This window comes from Olsenella absiana, from assembly GCF_036408855.1.
Lineage (GTDB): Bacteria > Actinomycetota > Coriobacteriia > Coriobacteriales > Atopobiaceae > Olsenella_K > Olsenella_K absiana.
This window is the reverse complement of sequence record NZ_JAZGJQ010000006.1, coordinates 86,471-108,801: the sequence shown is the minus strand read 5'-3', so window position 1 is coordinate 108,801 and position 22,331 is coordinate 86,471. Positions and strand designations below refer to the sequence as shown.

18 protein-coding genes are annotated in these 22,331 nt (G+C 69.6%); 14 read left to right on the top strand and 4 right to left on the bottom strand.

The features are described from left to right. Positions 1 to 461: 461 nt before the first annotated feature. Positions 462 to 1,232, bottom strand: coding sequence for a 2,3-diphosphoglycerate-dependent phosphoglycerate mutase (gene gpmA, locus VXJ25_RS06670; RefSeq protein ID WP_330958429.1), 771 nt, complete (start codon positions 1,230 to 1,232; stop codon positions 462 to 464). Positions 1,233 to 1,402: 170 nt separating this feature from the next. On the opposite strand from gpmA, the gene VXJ25_RS06665 reads away from it, so the two are divergent. From VXJ25_RS06665 to VXJ25_RS06610, 12 genes are all read left to right on the top strand, one after another. Beyond that, positions 1,403 to 1,627 (top strand): FeoB-associated Cys-rich membrane protein, encoded by a 225-nt coding sequence (locus VXJ25_RS06665; RefSeq protein ID WP_330958428.1) that lies wholly within the window; start codon positions 1,403 to 1,405, stop codon positions 1,625 to 1,627. A gap of 226 nt (positions 1,628 to 1,853) precedes the next feature. Then, positions 1,854 to 3,197: a glutamine synthetase family protein gene (locus VXJ25_RS06660; protein WP_330958427.1), complete on the top strand. Its 1,344-nt coding sequence runs from the start codon at positions 1,854 to 1,856 to the stop codon at positions 3,195 to 3,197. A 307-nt stretch (positions 3,198 to 3,504) separates the two neighbouring features. After that, the gene (locus tag VXJ25_RS06655) at positions 3,505 to 4,347 is read left to right on the top strand and encodes an ABC transporter substrate-binding protein (protein ID WP_330958426.1); all 843 of its coding nucleotides are present in this window, start codon (positions 3,505 to 3,507) and stop codon (positions 4,345 to 4,347) included. A 69-nt stretch (positions 4,348 to 4,416) separates the two neighbouring features. After that, positions 4,417 to 5,241, top strand: a complete 825-nt coding sequence (locus VXJ25_RS06650; protein ID WP_330958425.1) for an ABC transporter substrate-binding protein — start codon at positions 4,417 to 4,419, stop codon at positions 5,239 to 5,241. A gap of 97 nt (positions 5,242 to 5,338) precedes the next feature. Beyond that, positions 5,339 to 6,790 carry an ABC transporter permease subunit gene (locus tag VXJ25_RS06645; RefSeq protein WP_330958424.1) on the top strand — a complete coding sequence of 484 codons (1,452 nt, stop codon included), beginning with the start codon at positions 5,339 to 5,341 and terminating at the stop codon, positions 6,788 to 6,790. Then, positions 6,780 to 7,649, top strand: coding sequence for an amino acid ABC transporter ATP-binding protein (locus VXJ25_RS06640; protein ID WP_330958423.1), 870 nt, complete (start codon positions 6,780 to 6,782; stop codon positions 7,647 to 7,649). The genes VXJ25_RS06645 and VXJ25_RS06640 overlap by 11 nt, the downstream gene beginning before the upstream one ends. Positions 7,650 to 7,887: 238 nt before the next feature. Next, a complete protein-coding gene (locus VXJ25_RS06635; protein WP_330958422.1) occupies positions 7,888 to 8,562 on the top strand; it encodes a winged helix-turn-helix transcriptional regulator in 675 nt (224 codons plus the stop codon). 214 nt (positions 8,563 to 8,776) lie between these two features. Continuing rightward, on the top strand, positions 8,777 to 10,177 hold the full coding sequence (locus VXJ25_RS06630) for a S1C family serine protease (protein WP_330958421.1): 1,401 nt from the start codon (positions 8,777 to 8,779) through the stop codon (positions 10,175 to 10,177). 193 nt (positions 10,178 to 10,370) lie between these two features. Then, a complete protein-coding gene (locus VXJ25_RS06625) occupies positions 10,371 to 11,612 on the top strand; it encodes an exonuclease SbcCD subunit D (RefSeq protein ID WP_330958420.1) in 1,242 nt (413 codons plus the stop codon). After that, a complete protein-coding gene (locus tag VXJ25_RS06620) occupies positions 11,609 to 14,470 on the top strand; it encodes an SMC family ATPase (protein ID WP_330958419.1) in 2,862 nt (953 codons plus the stop codon). Before VXJ25_RS06625 ends, VXJ25_RS06620 begins: the two co-directional genes overlap by 4 nt. A gap of 75 nt (positions 14,471 to 14,545) precedes the next feature. Further along, positions 14,546 to 14,866: a metal-sensing transcriptional repressor gene (locus tag VXJ25_RS06615; RefSeq protein ID WP_330958418.1), complete on the top strand. Its 321-nt coding sequence runs from the start codon at positions 14,546 to 14,548 to the stop codon at positions 14,864 to 14,866. 116 nt (positions 14,867 to 14,982) lie between these two features. After that, positions 14,983 to 17,682, top strand: a complete 2,700-nt coding sequence (locus VXJ25_RS06610; protein ID WP_330958417.1) for a heavy metal translocating P-type ATPase — start codon at positions 14,983 to 14,985, stop codon at positions 17,680 to 17,682. Positions 17,683 to 17,692: 10 nt separating this feature from the next. On the opposite strand, the gene arsA is transcribed toward VXJ25_RS06610, so the two are convergent. Both arsA and arsD read right to left on the bottom strand, forming a co-directional pair. Further along, positions 17,693 to 19,507 carry an arsenical pump-driving ATPase gene (gene arsA / locus VXJ25_RS06605; RefSeq protein ID WP_330958416.1) on the bottom strand — a complete coding sequence of 605 codons (1,815 nt, stop codon included), beginning with the start codon at positions 19,505 to 19,507 and terminating at the stop codon, positions 17,693 to 17,695. Beyond that, complete coding sequence (gene arsD, locus VXJ25_RS06600) at positions 19,498 to 20,028, bottom strand: arsenite efflux transporter metallochaperone ArsD (RefSeq protein ID WP_330958415.1); 531 nt, start codon at positions 20,026 to 20,028, stop codon at positions 19,498 to 19,500. Before arsD ends, arsA begins: the two co-directional genes overlap by 10 nt. Before the next feature lie 164 nt (positions 20,029 to 20,192). On the opposite strand from arsD, the gene VXJ25_RS06595 reads away from it, so the two are divergent. Beyond that, positions 20,193 to 20,579, top strand: a complete 387-nt coding sequence (locus VXJ25_RS06595; RefSeq protein ID WP_330958414.1) for a VOC family protein — start codon at positions 20,193 to 20,195, stop codon at positions 20,577 to 20,579. A 71-nt stretch (positions 20,580 to 20,650) separates the two neighbouring features. Here the strand turns inward: VXJ25_RS06595 and VXJ25_RS06590 are convergent, their stop codons facing one another. Then, on the bottom strand, positions 20,651 to 20,896 hold the full coding sequence (locus VXJ25_RS06590; RefSeq protein WP_330958413.1) for a hypothetical protein: 246 nt from the start codon (positions 20,894 to 20,896) through the stop codon (positions 20,651 to 20,653). A 219-nt stretch (positions 20,897 to 21,115) separates the two neighbouring features. Between VXJ25_RS06590 and VXJ25_RS06585 the strand changes: the two genes are divergently transcribed. Continuing rightward, positions 21,116 to 22,252: an ABC transporter substrate-binding protein gene (locus VXJ25_RS06585; RefSeq protein ID WP_330958412.1), complete on the top strand. Its 1,137-nt coding sequence runs from the start codon at positions 21,116 to 21,118 to the stop codon at positions 22,250 to 22,252. Positions 22,253 to 22,331: the final 79 nt, after the last annotated feature.

Sequence of the window (22,331 nt, the reverse complement as noted above, 5' to 3'; positions counted from 1 at the left end):
CTCGACATGTCGTTGCTGGACCACTGGGACGAGAGGAGCGTTAGCACGGACTAGGAAGCCGCAAGCAAGTCCTGCCGACATAGGGGGGTCAGAAGACATTTGCGAAAGATACTTGACGGAACCACGGGGGAGTTCTGTGGCAGCGACCGGCTCTCGATAGGGGGCGCCTCCTCGGAGGCGCCCTTTTGCAGATCCACCCAGAATTGTGCTTGCATAGAAGTTAGCCAAGGTGTACTATAAAGTTAGTTGAGGGCAACAAGTTCCCGCAACGAGTTATCACCTGCCCGAAAGGCGTGACTCCTCTCCCACGCCACAGAGGGCCCCAGCGCCGCCGGCCTCCCCCTGACACTGCCGGCGGCGCATTCTTGTGCAGACTCGCGTTAGAAGAGGGGAGCGACCCCGCTTGCGGGGCCGCTCCCTGGGTGCGCATTCGCGCGGACGTCCTTCTCGGGCGCATGCCCCTACTTCTTGGCCTTGCCCTGGTTGGCGACGGCCTGGATCTTGGCGGCGATCATGTCGGGGTCGCCGACGTAGTGCTTGTCGACGACGTTCCAGTCCTGGTCGAAGGTGTAGGACAGGGGGATGGCCGTCGGGATGTTGACGTTCAGGATCTCGTCCGGGGTGAGCTTGTCGAACTTCATGACGAGGGCGCGCAGGCTGTTGCCGTGGGCGGCGATGAGGACGCGCTTGCCGGCCTTGAGCTCAGGGGCGATCTCGTCCTGGAAGTACGGCCAGGCGCGGGCGATGGTGTCCTTCAGGCACTCGGTGTAGGGGAGGACGTCCTTCATCGCGACGTCGCGGAACATCTCCTGGGTGTGGGGGTCGCGCTCGTCGCCGGGCTCGAGGGCCAGGGGCGGCACGTCGTAGGAGCGACGCCAGATCTTGACCTGCTCCTCGCCGTACTTGGCCGCGGTGTCGGCCTTGTTCCAGCCCTGGAGTGCGCCGTAGTGGCGCTCGTTGAGCTTCCAGGTCTTGACGACGGGCAGCCAGGCGCGGTCCATCTCGTCGAGCACGTTGTTCAGGGTGTGGATGGCGCGCTTGAGGTAGGAGGTGTAGCAGACGTCGAAGTCGTAGCCGGCCTCCTTGAGGGCCCTGCCGCCCGCCTGGGCCTCCTTGACGCCGTTCTCGGAGAGCTCGACGTCGGTCCAGCCGGTGAAGAGGTTGGCCTTGTTCCACTCGCTCTCGCCGTGGCGGATGAGCACGAGGTGCATGAGCTGATCTTCGCTTGCCATAGGAGTCCTTTCCCTAACGAGACGTTTCCTGCACATGCTCGGCAGTCTACTGCCTTTACGCATGTAGTATGACCCTTTCGGGTATAGTTTGTAGTGGTTAACTTATGACGGACGCCTTGAGTGCGCCGTCGGTGGCGCCGCTCGAGGGCGCCCGGAGAGGAGGGTCGGACATGAGTGGTATCGACGTCGTCATAGTCGTCGCGGTGGCTGCGGTGCTCGCCCTGTGCGTGCGGAGCTTCGTACGCCACAAGGACGGCTGCGCGGACTGCGCGAGCGCGGGATCCTGCAGTGCCAGCGCCCGTGCGCAGGGGCGCTGCGTCGCCACGGAGGACATGCTGAGGCGCGCGGACGCTGCGCTCGGCGAGGCGGAGCGGGGACGAGGGGGGCGCGCGTAGCGGGTCCGCTGCCCGCCCGCCCTCCGGGTGCGCGCCGTTCGCTGCCGTCGGTGCGTGCTATCCTGCCACGGGCACAGGCCCGCCTCCCGGCCCACTCGCCTGCCCCGCGTGCCCTGAAACGTGCCAGTAACATCCATGTGGGATGCTAATCTGCCAGATATGTTGTCAGGGGCGGGGTCTTGTCCCAGCTCAGACCACGTACTCGTCTCCTTGAGGAGGGCATAGCATGAGCAACGACCGAAACGTTGACTTCGTGTTGCGCACAGTCGAGAAGCGCGACATCCGCTTCGTGCGGCTGTGGTTCTCGGACATCCTTGGAAACCTCAAGTCCTTCTCGATTTCCCCGGAGGAGCTTCCGGAGGCCTTCGAGGAGGGCATCGGGTTCGACGGCTCGGCGGTGGACGGCTTCGCCCCGGCCGAGGAGTCGGACATGCTCGCCTTCCCCGACGCGCAGACCTTCCAGATTCTGCCCTGGCGGCCGACCGAGGGCGGCGTCGCGCGCATCTTCTGCGACATCCGCACGCCGCAGGGCGAGCCCTTCGAGGGCGACGTCCGCGGCTGCCTCAAGCGCGTCTTCCAGAAGGCGGACAACGAGGGCTACGTCTTCAACGTCGGCCCCAAGATCGAGTACTTCTACTTCGCCGACGAGGGCCCCGAGCCCGTCACCGTGGACAGCGCCAGCTACTTCGACCTCACTCCGTACGACTCCGCGCGCGACCTGCGCCGCTCGACGACCCTCACCCTCGAGCGCATGTCCATCCCCGTGCAGTACTCCTACCACGCCAACGCCCCCTCGCAGAACGGCATCGAGCTGCGCTACAGCGAGGCCGTCAACTGCGCGGACAACATCATGACGGCACGGCTGGTCATCAAGCAGGAGGCCAACGAGCAGAACATGTTCGCCTCCTTCATGCCCAAGCCGCTAACCGGCCACTCGGGCTCGGCCATGTTCCTCTACGAGTCGCTGCTCAACCACGACGGTGAGAACCTCTTCTGGAGGGAGGGCGGCGAGGGCGAGGACCACCTTTCCGACCTCGCGCGTCACTTCACGGCCGGCATCCTCAAGTACGCGCCCGAGTTCATGCTCATCACCAACCCCACGGTCAACTCTTACAAGCGCCTGCAGGCCAACGGCGAGGTCCCCATCTTCGCCACCTGGGGGCGCCGCAACCGCGCTGCGCTCGTGCGCATCCCGACCTACAAGCCGGGCAAGAAGATGGCCGCGCGCATCGAGGTCCGCAACCCCGACCCCACGGCCAACCCCTATCTGGCCTGCGCTGCCACGCTCGCGGCGGGCCTGCGCGGCGTCGAGGACGAGCTGCCCCTCACCGACGAGCTGTCGCTGTCCGGCGACGACCTCAGCGAGGAGCGCATGGCCGCGGCCGGCTTCCGCCGCCTCCCGCGCAGCCTCGGCGAGGCGATCGACGCCTTCGTCGCCTCCGACCTCATGCGCGAGGTCCTCGGCGACCAGATCTTCGACTACCTCGTGACGAACAAGCGCAAGGAGTGGGAGGACTACTGCACCACGGTGACCGACTGGGAGAAGGCCCACTACTACGCGGGCTTCTAGGACGTCGACGGCAGTTCCAGGCGCCTCGCGAACTGCGATGCGGCCGGCACCTGGCTTCAGGTGCCGGCCGCTTATTCATCCCAGGGATTATCGGGGGCGTTTTATAGCGGGAGTGTTAAAGTTAGGACTTCCCGCACAAATTCGGGCGTGGCTGGCTGAAAATTGTTTATGCAATCGCCAGGCCGTCAGGCAGCGAGGCGCGCGACGCGCCCCGGGCCCAGGCGGCGGGCCCTCGGGCCCCGAGCTGGCACGCCCGACAGGTCGAGGTGCCGAGGCACCGCCTTCCCTGAGATGAAGGAGTAGGAACATGATCACCAGGAAGCAGTTCGTCAGTGCGTCCTTTGGCGCGCTTCTCACGGGGACGCTCGCAGCCTGCGGCTCCCAGGGCTCCAAGGACGCCGCGTCAGGCGCGTCCGCACCGAGCTCGGCCGCAACCGACTCCCAGGGCTACGTCCTGGTCAAGGAGGGAACGCTCACCGGCGTCTCCGACATGGCATACCCGCCGCTCGAGTCCATCCCTGAGGGCTCCACCAAGCCCGAGGGCTTCGAGATCGACCTCATGGACGCCGTCGCCGGCAAGCTCGGCCTCACGATGGAGTGGCTGCCCGCAACGAAGTTCGACACCATCGTCCCCCTCATCAAGCAGGGCGGCAAGGCTGACGTGGGCGTCTCGGCCTTCACCATCACCGACGAGCGCAAGCAGCAGATCGACTTCACCGACTCCTACCTGGACTCCAACCAGGGCCTCGTGACCAAGGCAGACGCCGCGGCCGACACCCAGGAGGCCCTGAACGCCTCGGGTACCAAGGTGGCCTGCCAGTCTGGCACCACCGGCGAGACGTGGATCAGGGAGAACCTCCCCAACGCCGAGTGCGTGCCCCTCGACGACGCGATCCAGGCGATGACTGGCGTGCAGACCGGCCTGTACGCCGCCTGCGTCGCCGACCTGCCGGTCGTCACCTACCTTTGCAACAAGTCCTACACGGACTGCAAGGTGGCCCTGCAGATCCCCACGGGCGAGCAGTACGGCATCGTCGTCTCCAAGGACAACAAGAAGCTCACCGCCGACATCAACTCCGCCCTCGCGGACCTCAAGGACGACGGCACCATCGCCAGCCTCGAGGAGAAGTGGTTCGGCGAGGCCCTCTAGCGCCGCGCCGCCCCAACCCACCAGCTGCGGGCGCACCAAGGCGTCCGAGAGATAGCAAGGAGAGTGCACATGTTCACCAGGAAGCAGTTCGTATCCGCGTCGGTCGGCGCGCTCGTTGCGGGCACCCTCGGCGCCTGCTCCTCCAACGGCTCCAACGGCGGCTCCGCCGCCACCAAGGCCTCCGACGACAGCTACACGCTCGTCCAGAGCGGCAAGATCCTCGGCGCCTCCGACCTGCAGTACCCGCCCCTCTCGCAGATGAACGAGAGCACGGGCCAGCCCGAGGGCTTCGAGATCGACCTGCTGGCCGCCCTCGCCGAGAAGATGGGCCTCGAGTCCGGCTGGATCGACCCGATCAAGTTCGACGCGATCATCCCGCTGATCCAGCAGGGCGGCAAGGCCGACGTGGGCCTGTCCGCCTTCACCATCACCGACGAGCGCCTGAAGCAGGTCGACTTCACCGACTCCTACCTTGACTCCAACCAGGGCCTGGTCGTGAAGAAGGAGCTCACCGACGACGCCGAGGCCTACCTCAACCAGGCGGGCAGGAAGGTGGCCGCCCAGTCCGGCACCACCGGCGAGAGCTGGGCGAAGGAGAACCTCCCCAACGCCGAGCTCGTCCCCCTCGACGACGCCATCCAGGCCATGACCGGCGTCTCCACCGGCCTCTACGACGGCTGCGTCGCCGATCTGCCCGTGGTGAGCAACCTCACCCTCAACTCCTACACGGACCTGACGGTGGCCAAGCAGATCCCCACGGGCGAGCAGTACGGCATCGCCGTCTCCAAGGACAACCCCGGCCTCACGAAGGCGCTCAACAAGGCGCTCACGGAGATCCAGGGCGACGGCACCCTGGACGAGCTCAAGACCAAGTGGTTCGGCTCCAACATCTAGCGAGCTGTCACGGCCGGCGCGGGGCGCCGGTGCTGGGCAGGCGGACCCTCGAGGGTCTGCCTGCCCTTATGGATTGCAGGAAAGGCGGGGACACCCCATGCATGACAAGACGAAGAGGGGGCATGGCCGGCTGCGCGGGCTCGTAGGCGCGCTCGTGCTCGCCCTCGCGATCGCGCTCGCCGGCGCGGCAGCGCTCCCGGACGAGGCCTTCGCGCTCACGACGAACAAGGCGACGGCCAGGCCCAACGAGGACGGCGGCGACGGCGTCATCGGCGGCATCGCCACGCGCCTCACGTGGGAGGGCACGGTCGCGGACGGCGAGGAGCTCTCGAGCATCACGCTGACGCTGCCCGATGACGCCTCCTTCGCGGACTCTACGACGAGGGTGACCGTCCTGGACGGCCTCAACCGCATCAACCAGGACAGCACGGTCAGCGCCTCGGGCAACTCCCTCACGGTGGACTTCGCCTTGCCGATCCCCGCCGACTCGCTGCTCAGGCTCGAGGTCGAGGGCATGACCTTCCCCTCCGAGGGCGGGGACTACGTGGTCTCGGGCTCCTACGTCAACGACCAGGGCACCCAGCAGCTCCAGGACTCGCCCGCCATCAGCGTCATCGCCAACACGCCGCTGCAGCAGGCCGTGGACTGGCTCGACGGGCAGGCCTGGGTCGCGGCCTGGAACGCCAACCCCTTCCTGGGGATGTTCTTCAGGCCCCAGCTGCTGCTGACCTCGTTCGCCTCGCTGGCGCCCGGCTGGGTCCTGTGCCTCGTCATCGTGCTCGTGGCCTACCCGTTCGCCATCCTGCTCGGCCTCGTCGCGGCGTTCATGAAGATCTCGCGCCACCGCCTTTTGCGCGCCATCGCGATCGTCTACATCAACATCCTGAGGGGCACGCCGCTCTTCCTGCAGATCTACATCATGTTCTTCGGCCTGCCGATGGTCGGCATCAACATCAACAACAACGTCCTCGGCGTCATCGTGATGGCGATCAACTCCTCGGCCTACCTCGCGGAGATCTTCCGCGCCGGCATCGAGTCCATCCCGCGCGGCCAGTACGAGGCGGCGGCCTCCCTCGGCATGAACCACATGCAGACGATGGTCTCCGTGATCCTGCCGCAGACGGTGCGCCGCGTCATCCCCACGGTCACGAGCGACTTCATCACCTCCTACAAGGACACCTCGCTGCTCTCCTCGGTCGGCGTCATGGAGCTCATGATGTTCTCCAAGAACCTCACGACCGTGACCGGCAACATCACGCCCTACATGGCGGCCGCCATCTTCTACCTGATCGTCACCCTGCCGCTGATCAAGGTCGTCGGCATCGTGGAGAAGAACCTCGCGCGCTCCGAGAGGGGAGGCGGCCCGAGGCCCAAGGCGCAGGCCGCCGGCCGCGCGTCCGAGCAGGAGGGCGACGACGAGGGCCTCGAGGTCGCGGGCTCGAGCCACGCGGAGGCGAGCGACGCGGACGAGCTCCCCGGCGCGCTCCGCGCCCTCGTGGCGCCGTTCTGCGCCCACAACACGTTTGGAGGTATGGCCGATGCCGAGTAAGCACAAGCTGGGGGCCGCGGCCTCCATCGAGGTACCGCCCGCCCTCCCGGCCGACGAGGCCGCGAGGCTCGCGTTCGAGCACGACCGCGCGCTCACCCGCCACCACTTCGAGGAGGGCGAGCACCCCGTGGTGCGCATCGAGCACCTCAACAAGACCTTCGACGGCTCCACGCAGGTCCTGCGCGACGTCAACCTCGACGTCTGGCCCGGCGAGGTCGTCGTGGTGCTGGGGCCGTCCGGCTCGGGCAAGTCCACGATGCTGCGTTGCATCAACCTGCTCGAGAAGCCGACCGCCGGCCACATCCTCATCGAGGACAAGGAGATCACGGGCTCGGCCAAGACCGACGTCAACAAGCTCCGCCAGAACCTCGGCATGGTCTTCCAGAGCTTCAACCTCTTCCCGCACCTCACCGCCAAGCAGAACGTCATGATCGGCCAGACCAAGGTCCTCAAGAAGGACAAGGCCGAGGCGGCGCGCGAGGCGGAGCGCCAGCTCGAGGCCGTCGGCCTGCTCGACAGGGCGGACTTCAAGCCGGCGCAGCTCTCCGGCGGCCAGCAGCAGCGCGTCGCCATCGCCCGCGCCGTCGCCATGCACCCCGACGTGCTGCTCTTCGACGAGCCGACCTCCGCGCTCGACCCCGAGCTCGTCCGCGGCGTCCTCGACGTCATGCGCGACCTCGCGGAGAACGGCGGCATGACCATGATCGTCGTCACCCACGAGATGGGCTTCGCGCGCGAGGTCGCGGACCGCGTGGTCTTCATGGAGGGCGGCGTGGTGGTGGAGCAGGGCCTGCCCGAGAAGGTCTTCGACCACCCGGAGAACGCCCGCACGGCCGAGTTCCTGGGAAGCATCGACTAGCGCCGCCTCCCTGGCCCCGGCCCTTCTCGGCCGGGGCGCACGAAGGGGGGAGACGAGCTGCGAGCGCGACGGCGCCCCTGGCACGCAGCGTGCCGGGGGCGCCTCCCGTTCGGGTGCCATGGGAGGGAATGAGACACATTGTGAACAATATCGGATGGATAAAGCCGGCGTGCGAACGGCTGTGATACTATGGCGAACAGGTATCTGACGCAGTCGGCAGTTGGATTGGGGTCTGAGGATGCACCACAAGAATATCCTCCTCATGTCGCGGACGTCCCGCCACCACGAGCGCATGCGCGAGCTGTCGCACGCCCTGGACGTCTCGATCGCGCTCGCGACGCCTGACACGTTCTCGCAGGCGATCGTGAGCGGGCATGACTTCGACCTCGTCATCCTTGACTCCGCCGGCATGGACGAGGAGACCCTGAACGCGGTCGACTCCTACGTCGCCAACAACAGCTACATCCCGGTCCTCGTGATCCAGGACGAGGACAAGCTCCAGAGCCTGCGCATGCCCGTCCAGGGCCACAACGACTTCATCCTCGCGACGGCGGGGGAGGCAGAGTTCGAGGCGCGCTGCTCGCTGTTGCTCTGGCCCGGCGAGGAGAGCGCCCCGGCGGACATCGTGACCGTGGACAACATGACGATCAACCTCGCCACCTACCAGGTCTACATCGACGGCGCGCCCGTGGACCTCACGCTGATGGAGTACTCGCTGCTCTCCTTCCTTGCCACCCACCCCTCGCGCGCCTACTCGCGCGAGACGCTGCTGCACCGCGTGTGGGGCTTCGAGTACTGCGGCGGCACGCGCACGGTGGACGTCCACATCCGTCGCGTGCGCTCCAAGGTGGGGCCGCAGGTGGCCGCCCACATCGTCACGGTCCGTGGCGTGGGCTACCTCTTCAAGCTCTAGGCGAGGCTCCGCCGTCGGGGGCGTCTGGCAGGCGCCCCGCGCTTTCAGCTTGCCGGCAGCGGGTCTTCAGGTAGCCAAGAGGCTTGTCCGAGTGGTGTGGACCTGGGCAGTCGTAGAATGCGGCGCGTACCGGCGGGGTAGAGTTCACCTTGTCAAGAGGCGAGACGCCAGACCGGCGCCCGTCACATTGTCCTAGACAGCAAGGGGCGATACCATGGCAAGCGATTACAACCAGACACCTCCCGCGCCGGGCTCCTACGGTGCCTCGGGAGGCTCCGACCAGCCGAACCAGCCTCAGGGCACCGAGAGGATCTCGTACGCCCAGGCCCAGCAGGGACCCACCTCCCAAGGTCCCACCCCCGGCGGCACCGCCGGTGCCGGCTCCGGCAAGGGGGACGGCGGGCACGGCAAGGCGGGCGCCAGGGGCGTCGTGGGCGGCGCCGTCGCCGGCGGCGTCGTGTCGGCGGCGCTGGTCTGTGCCCTTCTCGGCACGGGCGTGATCGGCGGTGCGCAGAAGTCTGCGACCACGTCGACCACGGGCTCGTCCAACAACGGCACGATCACGATCAACACCAACGACGAGAACGCCACGACCGCCGAGGCCGTCGCCTCCAAGTGCCTGCCCTCCGTCGTCACCATCACTGTCACGTCCAGCGAGGGCACGGGCCTCGGCTCCGGCGTCATCCTGGACAACGACGGCAACATCATCACCAACTACCACGTGGTCGACGGCGCCCAGAGCATCTCGGTCACGATCGACGGCAAGAGCTACACGGGCACGCTCGTGGGCTCCGACGCCTCGAGCGACATCGCGGTGGTCCACGCCGAGGTCGACGACGGCACCACCCTCACCCCGATCGAGGTCGGCGACTCCTCCTCGCTCGTGGTGGGCGAGTGGGTCATGACGATCGGCAGCCCGCTCGGGCTCGAGCAGTCCGTCTCCACGGGCATCGTCTCGGCGCTCTACCGCTCCACGCTCACGCAGTCCGCGAGCGGCAACACCATCTACACCAACCTGATCCAGACCGACGCCGCAATCAACCAGGGCAACTCCGGCGGCGCCCTCGTCAACGCCCAGGGCCAGCTCGTCGGCATCAACACCCTGCTCGCCTCCGAGACCCAGTCCTTCTCGGGCATCGGCCTCGCGATCCCGGGCAACTACGCCGTGGACATCGCGGAGAAGATCATCGCGGGCGAGCCGGTCACCCACGCCTATATGGGCGTCTCCGTGCAGACCGTGAACGCCACCAACGCCCAGGCCAACAACCTCGGCGCCAACGAGGGCGCCTACGTCGCCGCCGTCACCGACGGCGGGTCCGCCGCCTCTGCGGGCATCCAGGTGGGCGACATCATCACCAAGGTGGACGACACCGACGTCGCCTCCGCCGACGGGCTGATCCTCGCGGTGAGGTCGCACTCGGTGGGCGACACCGTGACGGTCACCTATGTCAGGGGCAACGAGACCAAGACCGCCCAGGTCACGCTCGGCTCGGACGAGGGCGCGACCACGGGCTCCGGCTCGTCGTCGGTATCGGGCGGGAACGGCTCGGAGAGCATCCCGTACGACCTCTACGATTACTACCGCCGCTACTACGGCGGCAGCCAGAGCCGCTAGAGCCGCCGGCGCGGGGGTGCCCCCCGCGCGTGGGCCCGCCCCGCGCGGGTGGGAGAAGGGCTTCGAGGAGGGTCCCGGCCGGGGCCCTCCTTCGCGTCTTCGGCGGGGTGCCCCACGCCCTCGGGGAGTACCATCTGATTCTGGGCACGCCCCGGCCGAGCCGGCGCCTGCGCCCGCGAGAGAGGTGACAGACATGCGCTTCGTACACACCGCCGACCTCCACCTGGGCAGGAGGCTCGCGCAGATGCCCCTCGAGGAGGACCTCGCCTACGTCCTCGACGAGCTGGCGGGCGTCGTGGAGAGCGAGGACGCGAGCGCCCTCGTCGTCGCCGGCGACGTCTTCGACAGCCCCAACCCGAGCGAGGCGGCCCTGCGCCAGTGGGACGCCTTCCTGCGGCTCATGGCGGGTCGGGGCGTCCACACGCTGGTGGTGAGCGGCAACCACGACTCCGGGGCGCGCCTCGCCTACGGCGCGACGTTCGCTGCCGACAAGCGCGTCTACATCGCGGGCGAGCTCACCGGCGAGGTGGTCCACGTGGAGGTGGACGGCGCCACCTTCTGGCTCGTCCCCTTCGTGAGGCCGGCGGACGTGCGCGCCTGGGCCCAGCGCCTGGGCCTCGACGCCTCGGGGGTAGTGGGCTACGACACCGCGCTCAGGTTCGTGCTCGACCACGTCCGCGGCCTGCCGGAGTTCTCGCGCGGGCCCAACGTGTGCGTGGCGCACCAGTTCGTGACCTGCGGCGGAGCCTCGCCCGAGCGCAGCGACTCAGAGCGGCTCTCGCTCGGCACCCTCGACAACGTGGACTTCTCCGCCTTCGACGGCTTCGACTACGTCGCCCTCGGGCACGTGCACCGCCCGCAGCGGGTGGGGCGCGACACTTGCCGCTACGCGGGCAGCCCGCTCAAGCTCTCGAGCTCGGAGATCGTGCAGCAGAAGTCGTTCGCCGTCGTCGACGTGGGCGCGCCTGTGGCCCAGGCGGCGCCGCGCGGCAAGCACTTCGCCCCCACGCCCGCCTTGCAGCCCGCGCCCACGGCCTCCGCGCCCGGCGTCGGCGTGAGGCTCCGGCCGGTCCGCCCGCTCCACGACTTCAGGGCGGAGCGCGGCTCGCTCGACGAGCTGGTCGCGCGGGCCCAGGCGGAGCCGGAGGCGGAGCGGCTCGACTACGTCCGCGCCATCGTCACCGACGACTCGGCGCTCGACGTGGTGGCGCGCCTGCGCCACGTCTGGCCCAACCTCGAGCAGGTGACCTTCGACAACTCCATCACCCGGGCGGCGGGGGCCACGACCCCGGACGCCGAGGTCACGGGCCGCAGCATGCAGGAGCTCTTCTCGCAGTTCTTCTCGGAGCAGGCGGGAAGGCAGCCGAGCGAGGAGGAGGCCGCCCTCGTGCGGGAGGCCTTCGACCGTGTCATGGGGGGAGAAGAGCGCGCATGAGACCGCTGAGGCTGACCATGGAGGCCTTCGGGCCCTACGCCAAGAGGCAGGAGCTCGACTTCTCGCGCTTCGGCGACCGGGGTCTGTTCCTGATATACGGGGACACCGGGGCGGGCAAGACGATGGTCTTCGACGCGATCGCCTACGCCCTGTTCGGGCGGGCGTCGGGCGGCCGCGACGTGACGACGCTCAGGAGCGACTTCTCGCCGGCGGACGCGCCCACGAGCGTGACCCTCGACTTCGAGCACGCGGGGCGCACCTACAGCGTGACCAGGGCGCCGCAGCAGATGCTCGAGAGGCGCCGGCGCACTCAGGGGGCCTCCGCCTTGGTGAGCAGGGCCGCGGTGGCCACGCTTACCTCGGGGGAGGAGGTGCTGGCCAGCGGGACCAAGGCGGTCGATCGCGAGGTCACGGGGCTCCTCGGCCTCGACTACAACCAGTTCCGGCAGGTCACGATGATCGCCCAGGGGGCGTTCCGCGAGCTGCTCAACGCGGACCCGGACGCGCGCGAGGGGGTCCTGCGCAAGATCTTCGGCACCGAGGAGCTCGACCGGCTCGAGTCCGAGCTCGCGGCGGGCGCGCGCTCCTCCGCCGAGGCGCTCGCGCGGGCGCGCGCGGACTTCTCGGCCGCCGTCGCCCGCGTGGACGTGCAGGACGCCGAGCTCGACCACGACCGGGGCCTGAGGGTCCTCGTGGGGGAGCGGCCCGAGCTCGACGCCGACGCCTGCGTGGAGGCGCTCGGCGCGCTGGTCGAGGCCGAGCGCGGGGACGAGCTCGACGTCACGGCCGCCATGGGGGAGGCCAAGCGGGAGGCCCAGGCGGCCCACGACCGCGAGCGCGAGGCGCAGGAGGCCGTGGGCGCGGTGCGCGAGCTGCGCGCCGCCCGCGCGAGGCTGGACGCCGCCCGCCAGGCGGAGTCGCGTGCCGCCGAGGCGCTCGCGAAGGCCGCTCGGGAGCACGACGGGCGCCACCACGACCTCGTCGCCCGCGAGGGGGAGCTCGCGCGGGCGCTGCCGCGCTACGACGAGCTCGAGCGCAGGCGCGCCGCCGTCGCGCAGGCGCGCGAGCGCAGGCGCGCCGCGCAGGCGCGCGCGGAGGAGCTCGGGGCTCGCGTCGGGGGGCTCGAGGAGCGTGTCAAGGACGCGCGCGCCCGGATCGCGGCGGACGAGGGGGTGGAGGCGGAGCTCGCGCGGACGACCTCGGAACTCGCCGCGTCCACCCAGCTCGAGGGGCGCCTCGACGCAGCCCTGGCGGACGCCGCGGCGCTCGCGGAGGCCGAGGCAGGCCTCGCACCGGCGGCGGAGAGGGTGGACGGCGCGCGGGAGGCGGAGGCGCGCGCGACCGCGGCGGCGGACCAGGCCTTCTCCGACCTCGTCGCCAACGACGCGGCCTTCGTCGCCTCCCAGCTCAGGGAGGGCGAGCCCTGTCCCGTGTGCGGCTCGCTCGCGCATCCGCGCCCCGCACGTCCGGCGCAGAGCGCGCCGGACGCCGGCGCCCTCGAGGCCACGCGCGCCGCCCAGCGCCGGGCTCGCGAGGAGCTCGAGCGCCGCCAGAACGAGTACCTCAGCCTGAGGGCGAGCGTGCGGGAGCGCACGAGGGCGCTGCGCGCGTGCGCCACGGGCCTGCTGGGACCGGAGGCCGTCGCTGCGGCCGAGGGGGCCGCCGCGAAGACGGACGAGGCCGGCTCGCAGGCCGGGGTCGCCGAGCCCCTGCGCGCCGCGCTCGCGGCCGAGCGGGGGGAGGTCGCGCACCGCACGCGCACGCTCGGCGTGCGCGAGTCCGACCTCGCCGACAGGCTCGAGCGCGTGAGGGGCTACCAGGAGTCGCTCAAGGCCGACGAGGCGGACCTCCTCGAAGCGCGCAGCGACCTCGCCGACGCCTCCACGGCCGCCACCGCCGAGGCTGGGGCCGAGGCCCGCGCCGAGGCGGCCCTCGACGAGCTCGGCGGAAGCCTCGAGTACCCCTCGCGCGAGGAGGCGACAGAGCAGCTCGAGTCCGTGCGCAAGGAGGTCGCCGCCGTCGAGGGCGCCCTCGAGGCGGCGCGCGGCGCGCACAACGCCGCCGAGCAGGACGTCGCGGCCGCCGAGGTCCTTCTCGACGCCCGCGCCAAGCGCCTCGAGGAGCTCGGGGCCAGCGAGGCGACCGTGAAGGAGCGGCTCTCGGTGCTCAAGGAGGCCACGATCAAGGCCGAGGCGCGCCAGCGCCACCTCGAGCAGGCCCTGAGGGCCGCATACGCGCGCCGCGAGAAGAACGAGGGGCTCCTCGCCGAGCTCTCCTCGCTCGCGGAGGGCCTGCCCGCGCTCGAGGCGCGCGCCAGGTCGGCGCAGGTGATCGCCGACGTCGCCCGCGGGCGCGGCAGCGGCACCAACCACATCTCCTTCGAGCGCTACGTCCTCGGGTTCTACTTCGACCAGGTGATCATCTGCGCCAACCGCAGGCTCACGGTCATGTCGGACGGCCACTTCGAGCTCGTGCGCAACACCGAGGGCGAGAGCCGCGGCAAGGGCGGGCTCTCGCTCGACGTGATCGATTACGCCACGGGCAAGCGCCGCCCGGTGAGCTCGCTCTCGGGCGGCGAGACCTTCGAGGCCTCGCTCTCGCTGGCGCTCGGGCTCTCCGACTACGCCCAGCAGCAGGCCGGCGGCATGCACCTTGACACCGTCTTCATCGACGAGGGCTTCGGGTCGCTCGACCCCGAGTCGCTCGAGCTGGTCATGCAGGTGCTCGCGGAGCTCGCCTCGGGCGACTGCCTGGTGGGGATCATCAGCCACGTGGAGGAGCTGGAGAAGCGCATCGACCGGAGGATCGAGGTGTCAAAGACGCTCGAGGGCAGCAGCGCCCAGGTGGTGGTGGAGTAGGTTCGCCGAGATGTTGCTATATACCTCATAGGGGTATATAGTGGCTACTGCGGACGAGGCCCAGGAGGGGGAGAGATGGCGGAAGACGAGGGCAAGAAGGAGTGCGCCACGTGTGCGCACCTCAAGCGCACGCCGCGCTCGGAGGAGCTGAAGCACGACGTGACCTGCCGCTGCAACCGCGTGATCGGCCAGCTCAACGGCATCAAGGCCATGGTGGACGAGGACCGCTACTGCGGCGACGTGCTGACCCAGCTCGCGGCCGTGGAGAGCGCGGTGAAGGCCATCTCGCGCGAGGTCATGCGCGACCACCTCGAGACCTGCGTCGTGGAGGACATCCGCGACGGCGACACCGCGGTCATAGACGAGCTCATGAGGCTCTTCAAGAAGTTCATGTAGGGGGTCGGCGGAGGGGCCGGCGCGGAGGCGGGCGCAGGCCCGCCTCCGGGACTTGGGCCTCGCAGCGACCTAGCATACCCCACTATGGTATATACGTACGAAGGAAGGGCACGCAGATGAAGGAAACGTTCGACATCACGGGGATGACGTGCGCCTCGTGCTCCGCGCGCGTGCAGAAGGCGGCCTCGGCCGTCGACGGCGTGAGCGAGGCAAGCGTCAACCTGCTCAAGAACTCGATGGAGGTCGACTACGACGGGGCGGCCGCCACGGCGGACGCCGTGGTCGCCGCCGTCGAGAAGGCCGGCTACGGCGCGACCCCGCGCCACCCCCACGGCCCGGCTGCCCCTGCCGCGGGCGGCACCCACGAGCTCGAGAGTGCCGAGAACGCCTCGCAGGCCAGCGCCTGCAAGGCGCTCGACGAGAAGCTCCGCCAGCTCGTGGCCTCCGCGGTCTTCTCGGTCCCGCTGTTCTACCTCGCCATGGGCCCCATGCTCGGCTGGCCGGAGGTCCCGGGCCTCTCGGGCATGCAGGGGATGATGGCCGACGCATTCACCCAGTTCGTCCTCGCGTCGCTCGTGATCCTCACCAACCGGCACTACTTCGTGACGGGCTTCCGCACCCTGGCGCACCTCTCGCCCAACATGGACTCCTTGATCGCCGTGGGCTCGGGCGCGTCGTTCGCCTGGTCCGTCGTGATGCTCTACGGCATGGCTCTCGCGCTGGGCGCGGGCGACCTCGAGGCCGCGCACGCCGACATGCACAACCTGTACTTCGACTCGGCGGGCATGATCTTGGCCCTCATCACGCTCGGAAAGTACTTCGAGGCGCGCGCCAAGCTCAAGACCACCGACGCCATCAGCGACCTCATGAACCTCGCCCCCAAGCAGGCGACGGTCGTCCGCGACGGGGCCGAGCTCGTCGTCCCCACCGACGAGGTCGTCGTCGGCGACACCCTCGTGGTGCGCACCGGCGAGTCCGTGCCCGTCGACGGCGTCGTCACCGAGGGCACCGCCGCGATCGACGAGTCCGCCATCACCGGCGAGCCCATCCCCGTCGAGAAGGTCGCGGGCGACAAGGTCACGGGTGCGACCGTCACCCGCGGCGGCTGGTTCAGGATGCGCGCCTGCGCCGTCGGCGACGACACCGCGCTGGCCGGCATCATCCGCCTTGTGGACGAGGCCACGAGCTCCAAGGCCCCGATCGAGCGCTTCGCCGACAGGATCGCCGCCGTCTTCGTGCCCGTCGTCCTTGCGATTGCCGCGGCCACCTTCGTGGCCTGGGTCGCCCTGCTCGCCCCCGGCGACGTCGCGCTGGCGCTGACCCACGCCATCAGCGTGCTGGTCATCAGCTGCCCCTGCGCGCTCGGCCTCGCGACCCCCACGGCGATCATGGTCGGCACCGGCCGTGGGGCCAAGAACGGCATCCTGATCAAGGACGCGACCTCGCTCGAGACGGCCTGCAAGGTCACCACCGTCGTGCTGGACAAGACCGGCACCATCACCGAGGGCGCCCCCCGCGTGACCGACGTCGAGCTCGCCCCCGGCGTCGAGGCAGACGAGCTCGTCGGCCTCGCCTCCGCCCTCGAGCGCAAGAGCGAGCATCCGCTCGCCAGGGCCGTCGTGGGCTATGCCGCGGAGAGCGACGTCGCGGACGAGGCGGACGTCGAGGACTTCGAGCAGGTCGCGGGCGGCGGCCTGGCCGGCACCGTCGCGGGCTACCACGTGCTCGCCGGTAACGCCCGCCTGATGGGCCAGCGCGGCGTGGACATCTCCGCCCTCCAGGCCGCGGCCGACCGCATGGCCGCGGACGCCAAGACCCCGCTCTACTTCGCCGCGGACGGCCGTCCCCTCGGCGTGATCGGCGTCGCCGACGTGGTCAAGCCCACGAGCCGGCGCGCCATCGAGCGCCTGCGCTCCATGGGCGTGAGGACGTTGCTGCTCACGGGCGACCAGGCAAAGACCGCCCGCGCGGTCGCGCGCCAGGTCGGCGTCGACGAGGTCATAGCCGGCGTCCTGCCCGACCAGAAGGAGGGGGAGGTCAGGCGCCTGCAGGAGGCCGGCGAGGTCGTGGCCATGGTCGGCGACGGCATCAACGACGCCCCGGCGCTGGCGCGCGCCGAGGTCGGCATCGCCATCGGGGCGGGCACGGACGTCGCGAAGTCCTCGGCGGACGTCGTGCTGCAGCACTCCGACCCGGCCGACGTCGCGACCGCCATCGAGCTCAGCCGCGCGACCATGCGCAACATCAAGCAGAACCTGTTCTGGGCGCTGTTCTACAACGTCATCTGCATACCCGTCGCCGTCGGCGTGCTCGCGCCCTGGGGCGTCACGCTCAACCCGATGATCGGCGCGGCGGCGATGGGCTTCTCCAGCGTGTTCGTGGTGAGCAACGCGCTGCGCCTGCGCGGCTGGAGGCCGAGCGAGCCGAGCGCCGCCGGGCAGCCGGCCGGGGGCGCGGAGCCCGCGCTCACCCAGGCCGGAAAGGCGCCCGCCGGGGCGCAGGCCCAGGAGGGCGCCCAGGCACAGGATGGGGATTCAGAGGGGTCCAGGACCACGGGTGGCCACGGGGCCACGTCCGGCCCCGCCAAGAAGGGAGAGATCGACATGAGGTCCGTCAAGCTCAAGGTGGAGGGAATGATGTGCGAGCACTGCGTGGCGCACGTGACCGAGGCGCTTTCGGGCGTCAGGGGCGTGAGCAACGTGGCCGTATCGCTCGACAAGGGCGAGGCCACGCTGGACGCAGGCCTGCTCGTGAAGGACGACCAGCTCGTGGCGGCCGTGAAGGACGCCGGCTACGCCGCCGAGGTGGAGGCGTAGCCGGGGGACCCTAGCCGACCTTGCCGCTGGCGTCCCAGGGGATGCCGACGAGCCTTCCGGCCGAGAGCTCCCGGGCCCGCTCGACCCAGGGGGCCTCGGCCGCGGCGCGGGCGGCGAGCACGGGGTCGGACGTCTGCGTGAGGGAGAGGCACTGGTTCACGACCCACCAGCCGTGCGGGATCCGTGCGCGGTCGAGGTCGGCGACCAGCCGCGTCGCCTCCCGCACGGGCGTGTCCTCCGGCAGCGTCACGACGACGATCTGCGTCTGCGCCGGGTCGCGCAGGCGGGGCAGGAGGTCGACGACGCTCTGGGGGACGTCCCCTCCGGTGTGCTCGATCTGCTTGGCGAGGCTCTGGGCGCTCCCCAGCAGGAGCAGCGTGTGGCCGGTCGGGGCCGTGTCCACGACGACGGTCTCCTCGTCGGCGCGCTCGACGATGCGCGCGAACGCCCGGAAGGTGGCGATCTCCTGGGTGCAGGGCGAGCGGAGGTCTTCCTCGACGTATGCGAGGTCGTCGGCCCCCATGGTCTCGCGGGCCTTGGCGAGCACCTCCTCCTTGTAGCGCGCGAGCTCGGCGGCCTCGTCGATGTGGGAGACCTCGAGCCCCTCGAGGTCGAAGGCGGCGATGTGGTCGGCCGGGTCGGTCGTGGTGAGTCGCACGCGCTCTCCCGCTGCCGCGAGACGGCGCGCCACCTCGACGGCGACGCTCGTCTTGCCGACGCCGCCCTTGCCCATGGTGAGCACCACGCGCACACCGCGTGCGAGCAGGTCGGAGGTGAGGTCGGCGAGGCTTGCGAGCTGCGGTCGAGCGGCGTGCGCGCGCTCCGACGGGACCGTCTGCGTCGCGTCCGTCGCAGACGCCGGCACCGCCGCCGAACCGCCCTCGTAGGACGGTGCGTCGACGGGGGAGAGGAGGCGGCGCAGGCTGCTCGCGCCAGTGACGTCGAAGGCCCGGAGGGGGACCCAGCGGCGCTCCACGTCGCGGAGCCCCTCCGGCAGCCGGTCGAGCGCGTCGCGCTGAGAGGCCGCCATGGCACGCGCGGTCTCGTCCGCGGGCTCCTCGATGCAGCCGTTCACGACGAGCATTCGCGTACGGATCCCGAAGTCGCCGAGCTCGCGGGCGGAGCGTGCCGCCTCACCGAGCGAGAGCCGCTGCGGACGCGAGACGAGCACGAGCGCGCAGCGGCTCTCGTCCTTGAGCACGTCCATGGCGCGTCGGTAGTCCGTGCGCCTGTCGCCCAGGCCGGACAGCTGCCCCAGGCAGGAGGTGCCGGTCGTGTTCTCGTCGAGGAACGAGGTCCATGCGCTCGGCAGCTCGAGCATCCTCAGCGTGTGGCCGGTCGGCGCCGTGTCGAACACGATGTGGTCGTAGGTGCTCGCGACGTCCTCGTCGGCGAGCAGGCACGCGAATCGGTCGAAGGCGGCTATCTCCACCGTGCAGGAGCCCGACAGCTGCTCCTCGATGTTCGCGATCGCGTCGTCCGGAAGGATCCCTCTGTAGGGCCCCACCACGCGCTCGCGGTAGGCCGCCGCCTCGCGCACGGGGTCCACCTCCTCGAGCCAGAGCCCGGGGACGTCGCGGGCGGGGACGGGGTCGCGCCCGACCTGCTGCCCAAAGACGTCCCCGAGGTTGGACGCCGGGTCGGTCGTGACGAGAAGGACGCGCTCCCCGGAGTCCGCGAGCGCCGTCGCGACGGCGCAGGAGACGCTCGTCTTGCCGACGCCTCCCTTGCCCGTGAAGAAGAGGTACTGGAAGGCGTCGAGGTCGCGGGCGTCGAGTGGCCTGCGCCGCGCGCCCGGCGTCGTCGGGTCGTCCCCTAGCAGCATCCCGACTCGCCCCCGCAGCAGCAGCCGTCACCGCAGCGGCCGTCACCGCAGCAGCCGTCACCGCAGCAGCAGCCGTCCTTCTCGTGCTCGCCCCCGCAGCAGCCGTCACCGCCGCAGCAGCAGCCGTCCTTCTCGTGCTCGCCCCCGCAGCAGCCGTCACCGCCGCAGCAGCACCCGTGCTCCCCGCCCTCTGTGCCCTGTGCCTCCGCGGCGCCGAGGTCGATGCCGAGGGCCTCGCCGATGGTGTCGTTCGAGGGGTAGGCGCCCTTGGAGACGAGCCTGCCGTCTATGTAGGCGATGGGGAGCGCGTCCGCCCCCTCCTCCTTGAGGAGGGACACGATCTCGGGGTTTTCCGCAAAGGCCTTGGGATCCTGGGAGAGGTAGTGGCGCTCCACCGAGACGCCGGCGTGCGAGAGCCGGTCGAGCACGCCTGTGATCCTCAGGAGCTCGGGGTCCACCCCGGGGCCGCAGACCCCCGTCGGGCAGCACATGGCGCGGTCGTATATGGCTATCCTGCTCATCGTTACCTCCACATATCGACATATATCGAACTATTGGCAAGGATAACAGGAAGTCGGGCGAATGCAACGGGGGCTTTGCGGCGGTCGGGCCGATGGTCTAGACTCCCCCTCAACGGTTGGAGCTGCGAGGCTGGGAGGCCGCGCGCGAGGAGGGGAGGCCTGCCATGCGGGCGAGGTTCCTGCACAGGTGCACGCACGTCCTGGACAAGGAGGCCACGATCGCGTTCTACGAGCGGGCGCTGGGCTTCCACGTGGACCACGAGGTGGGACCGGAGGACGGGTCGTGGACCAACACGTTCATGGTGAACGACGCGTCGCCCGTCGAGCTCGAGCTCACGTGGAACCGCGGGCGTACCGAGCCCTACGACAACGGAGGGCGCGACACCCACATCGCGTTCGAGGTGGACGACATCGAGGCCGCGCATCGCCTGCACGCCAGCATGGGGTGCATCGACACCGAGAACCCCAGGATGGGCCTCTACTTCATAGTGGACCCCGACGGGCAGCGCATAGAGATACTCTCCGCCGACCGCAAGCGTTCGAGGGGGTAGCGCCGGCAAGGGGTGGTGCAGGCACGTCCGGCGCCGGGCGGCGGAGAGCCGTCCCGCGTCCCGGCTGCACGTCACTGCATGAGGCAGGAGGGGCCGCCCTCGTCGGCACGTCCGCCGGTGACGTAGCCCGTGGACGCCCTTCTCGCGTTGAGCTCGCTGAGCTCGCACTCGCCCTCGATGTAGGGGGCATAGAACCTGTCTATGCCGCAGGAGTCGAGCGAGCAGTCGCCGCAGTCGTCCCCGAAGGAGAGCGCCTCCGCCACGATGCGGATGCGCTGCTCGCGCGTCGTCTCCGAGACCTTGATCCTTCGTGCCATGGCCACCTCCGGCTCCGAGGGGCCGGCGTCATCGGAGCCCGCGCGAGACCCTCTCTGAAGATTAGATACTAACACGATGCCCCCGGCGCCCGCCCCCTGCGACCGATACTGACCCAGGGCGGCCGCTGGGCGAATATAGCCTTAAGTTTCAAAACGAGAATACTTCTATTAAAATCGTAGGGCGCCCGCATGGGGCGGGTGCGGATGATGGGGGACACCATGACGAATCTTTCTCGTAGGGGTTTTCTCGGCGCGACGGCTACCGCGGCTGCAGGTCTTGCCCTGGCTGGCTGCGGCGGCTCCGGATCTTCTGACGGAGGCTCCGGATCGGACAGCGCGGACCTCTCGCGCGTCGCGTCCGACGACATGATCAAGTCCGCCAAGGACGATGGCGAGCTCGTCGTCTACGGCTCCTGCGAGGAGGAGTACCTCGCCGCTGTGACCGGGCACTTCCAGGAGCTCTTCGGCATCAAGACGAGCTACCAGCGCCTCTCCACCGGCGAGGTGGAGGCCAAGATCGAGGAGGAGAACGGCAACCCCTCCGGTGACGTCTGGTTCGGCGGCACCACCGACCCCTACAACGTCGCCTCCGGCAAGGGCCTGCTCGAGGTCTACAAGGCCAACAACGCGAGCCACCTGATCGACGAGAAGTTCAAGAGCACCAACGACGACTGGTACGGCATCTACAAGGGCATCCTCGGCTTCATGTACAACAAGGACGAGCTCGAGCGCCTGAAGCTCGACGCGCCCGCCGACTACGCCGACCTTACCGACCCCAAGTACCAGGGCCTCATCTGGTCGTCCAACTACAACACCTCCGGCACGGCCAAGCTCATCATCAACACCGTCATCCAGAAGTACGGCCACGACCAGGGCGTCCAGTACCTCGTCGACCTCGACAAGAACATCGCGCAGTACACCAAGTCCGGCTCCGGCCCCTCCAAGTCCATCGGCATCGGCGAGTGCACGATCGGCCTCGGCATGCTGCACGACGGCATCTACCAGATCGTCGACAAGGGCTACGACAACGTGGGTCTCGTGATCCCGAGCTCCGGCGCCTCCTACGAGGTCGGCGCCACCGCCATCTTCAAGGGCTGCAAGCACGGCAACGCCGCCAAGCTCTGGGTCGAGTACGCGCTGTCGCCCGAGTGCGTGAACCTCGGTGCCGACAATGGCTCCTACCAGTTCCTCGTGATCGACGACGCCACCCAGCCCGCGGTCGCGACCGAGTACGGCCTCGACCCCAACAACGTGATGGACTACGACTTCGAGGACGCGAAGGAGCATACCGAGCAGTACGTCCAGGACGTGATGAACGCGCTCGGCGGCGGCGACGACCGCTTCAAGACCGAGTAGCCTGCACATCCAACCGAGCGGGGGACGGGGGCCGAGGCCGCCGTCCCCCGTTTCTGCAAGAGAGCCTCTAGGGGGGCTG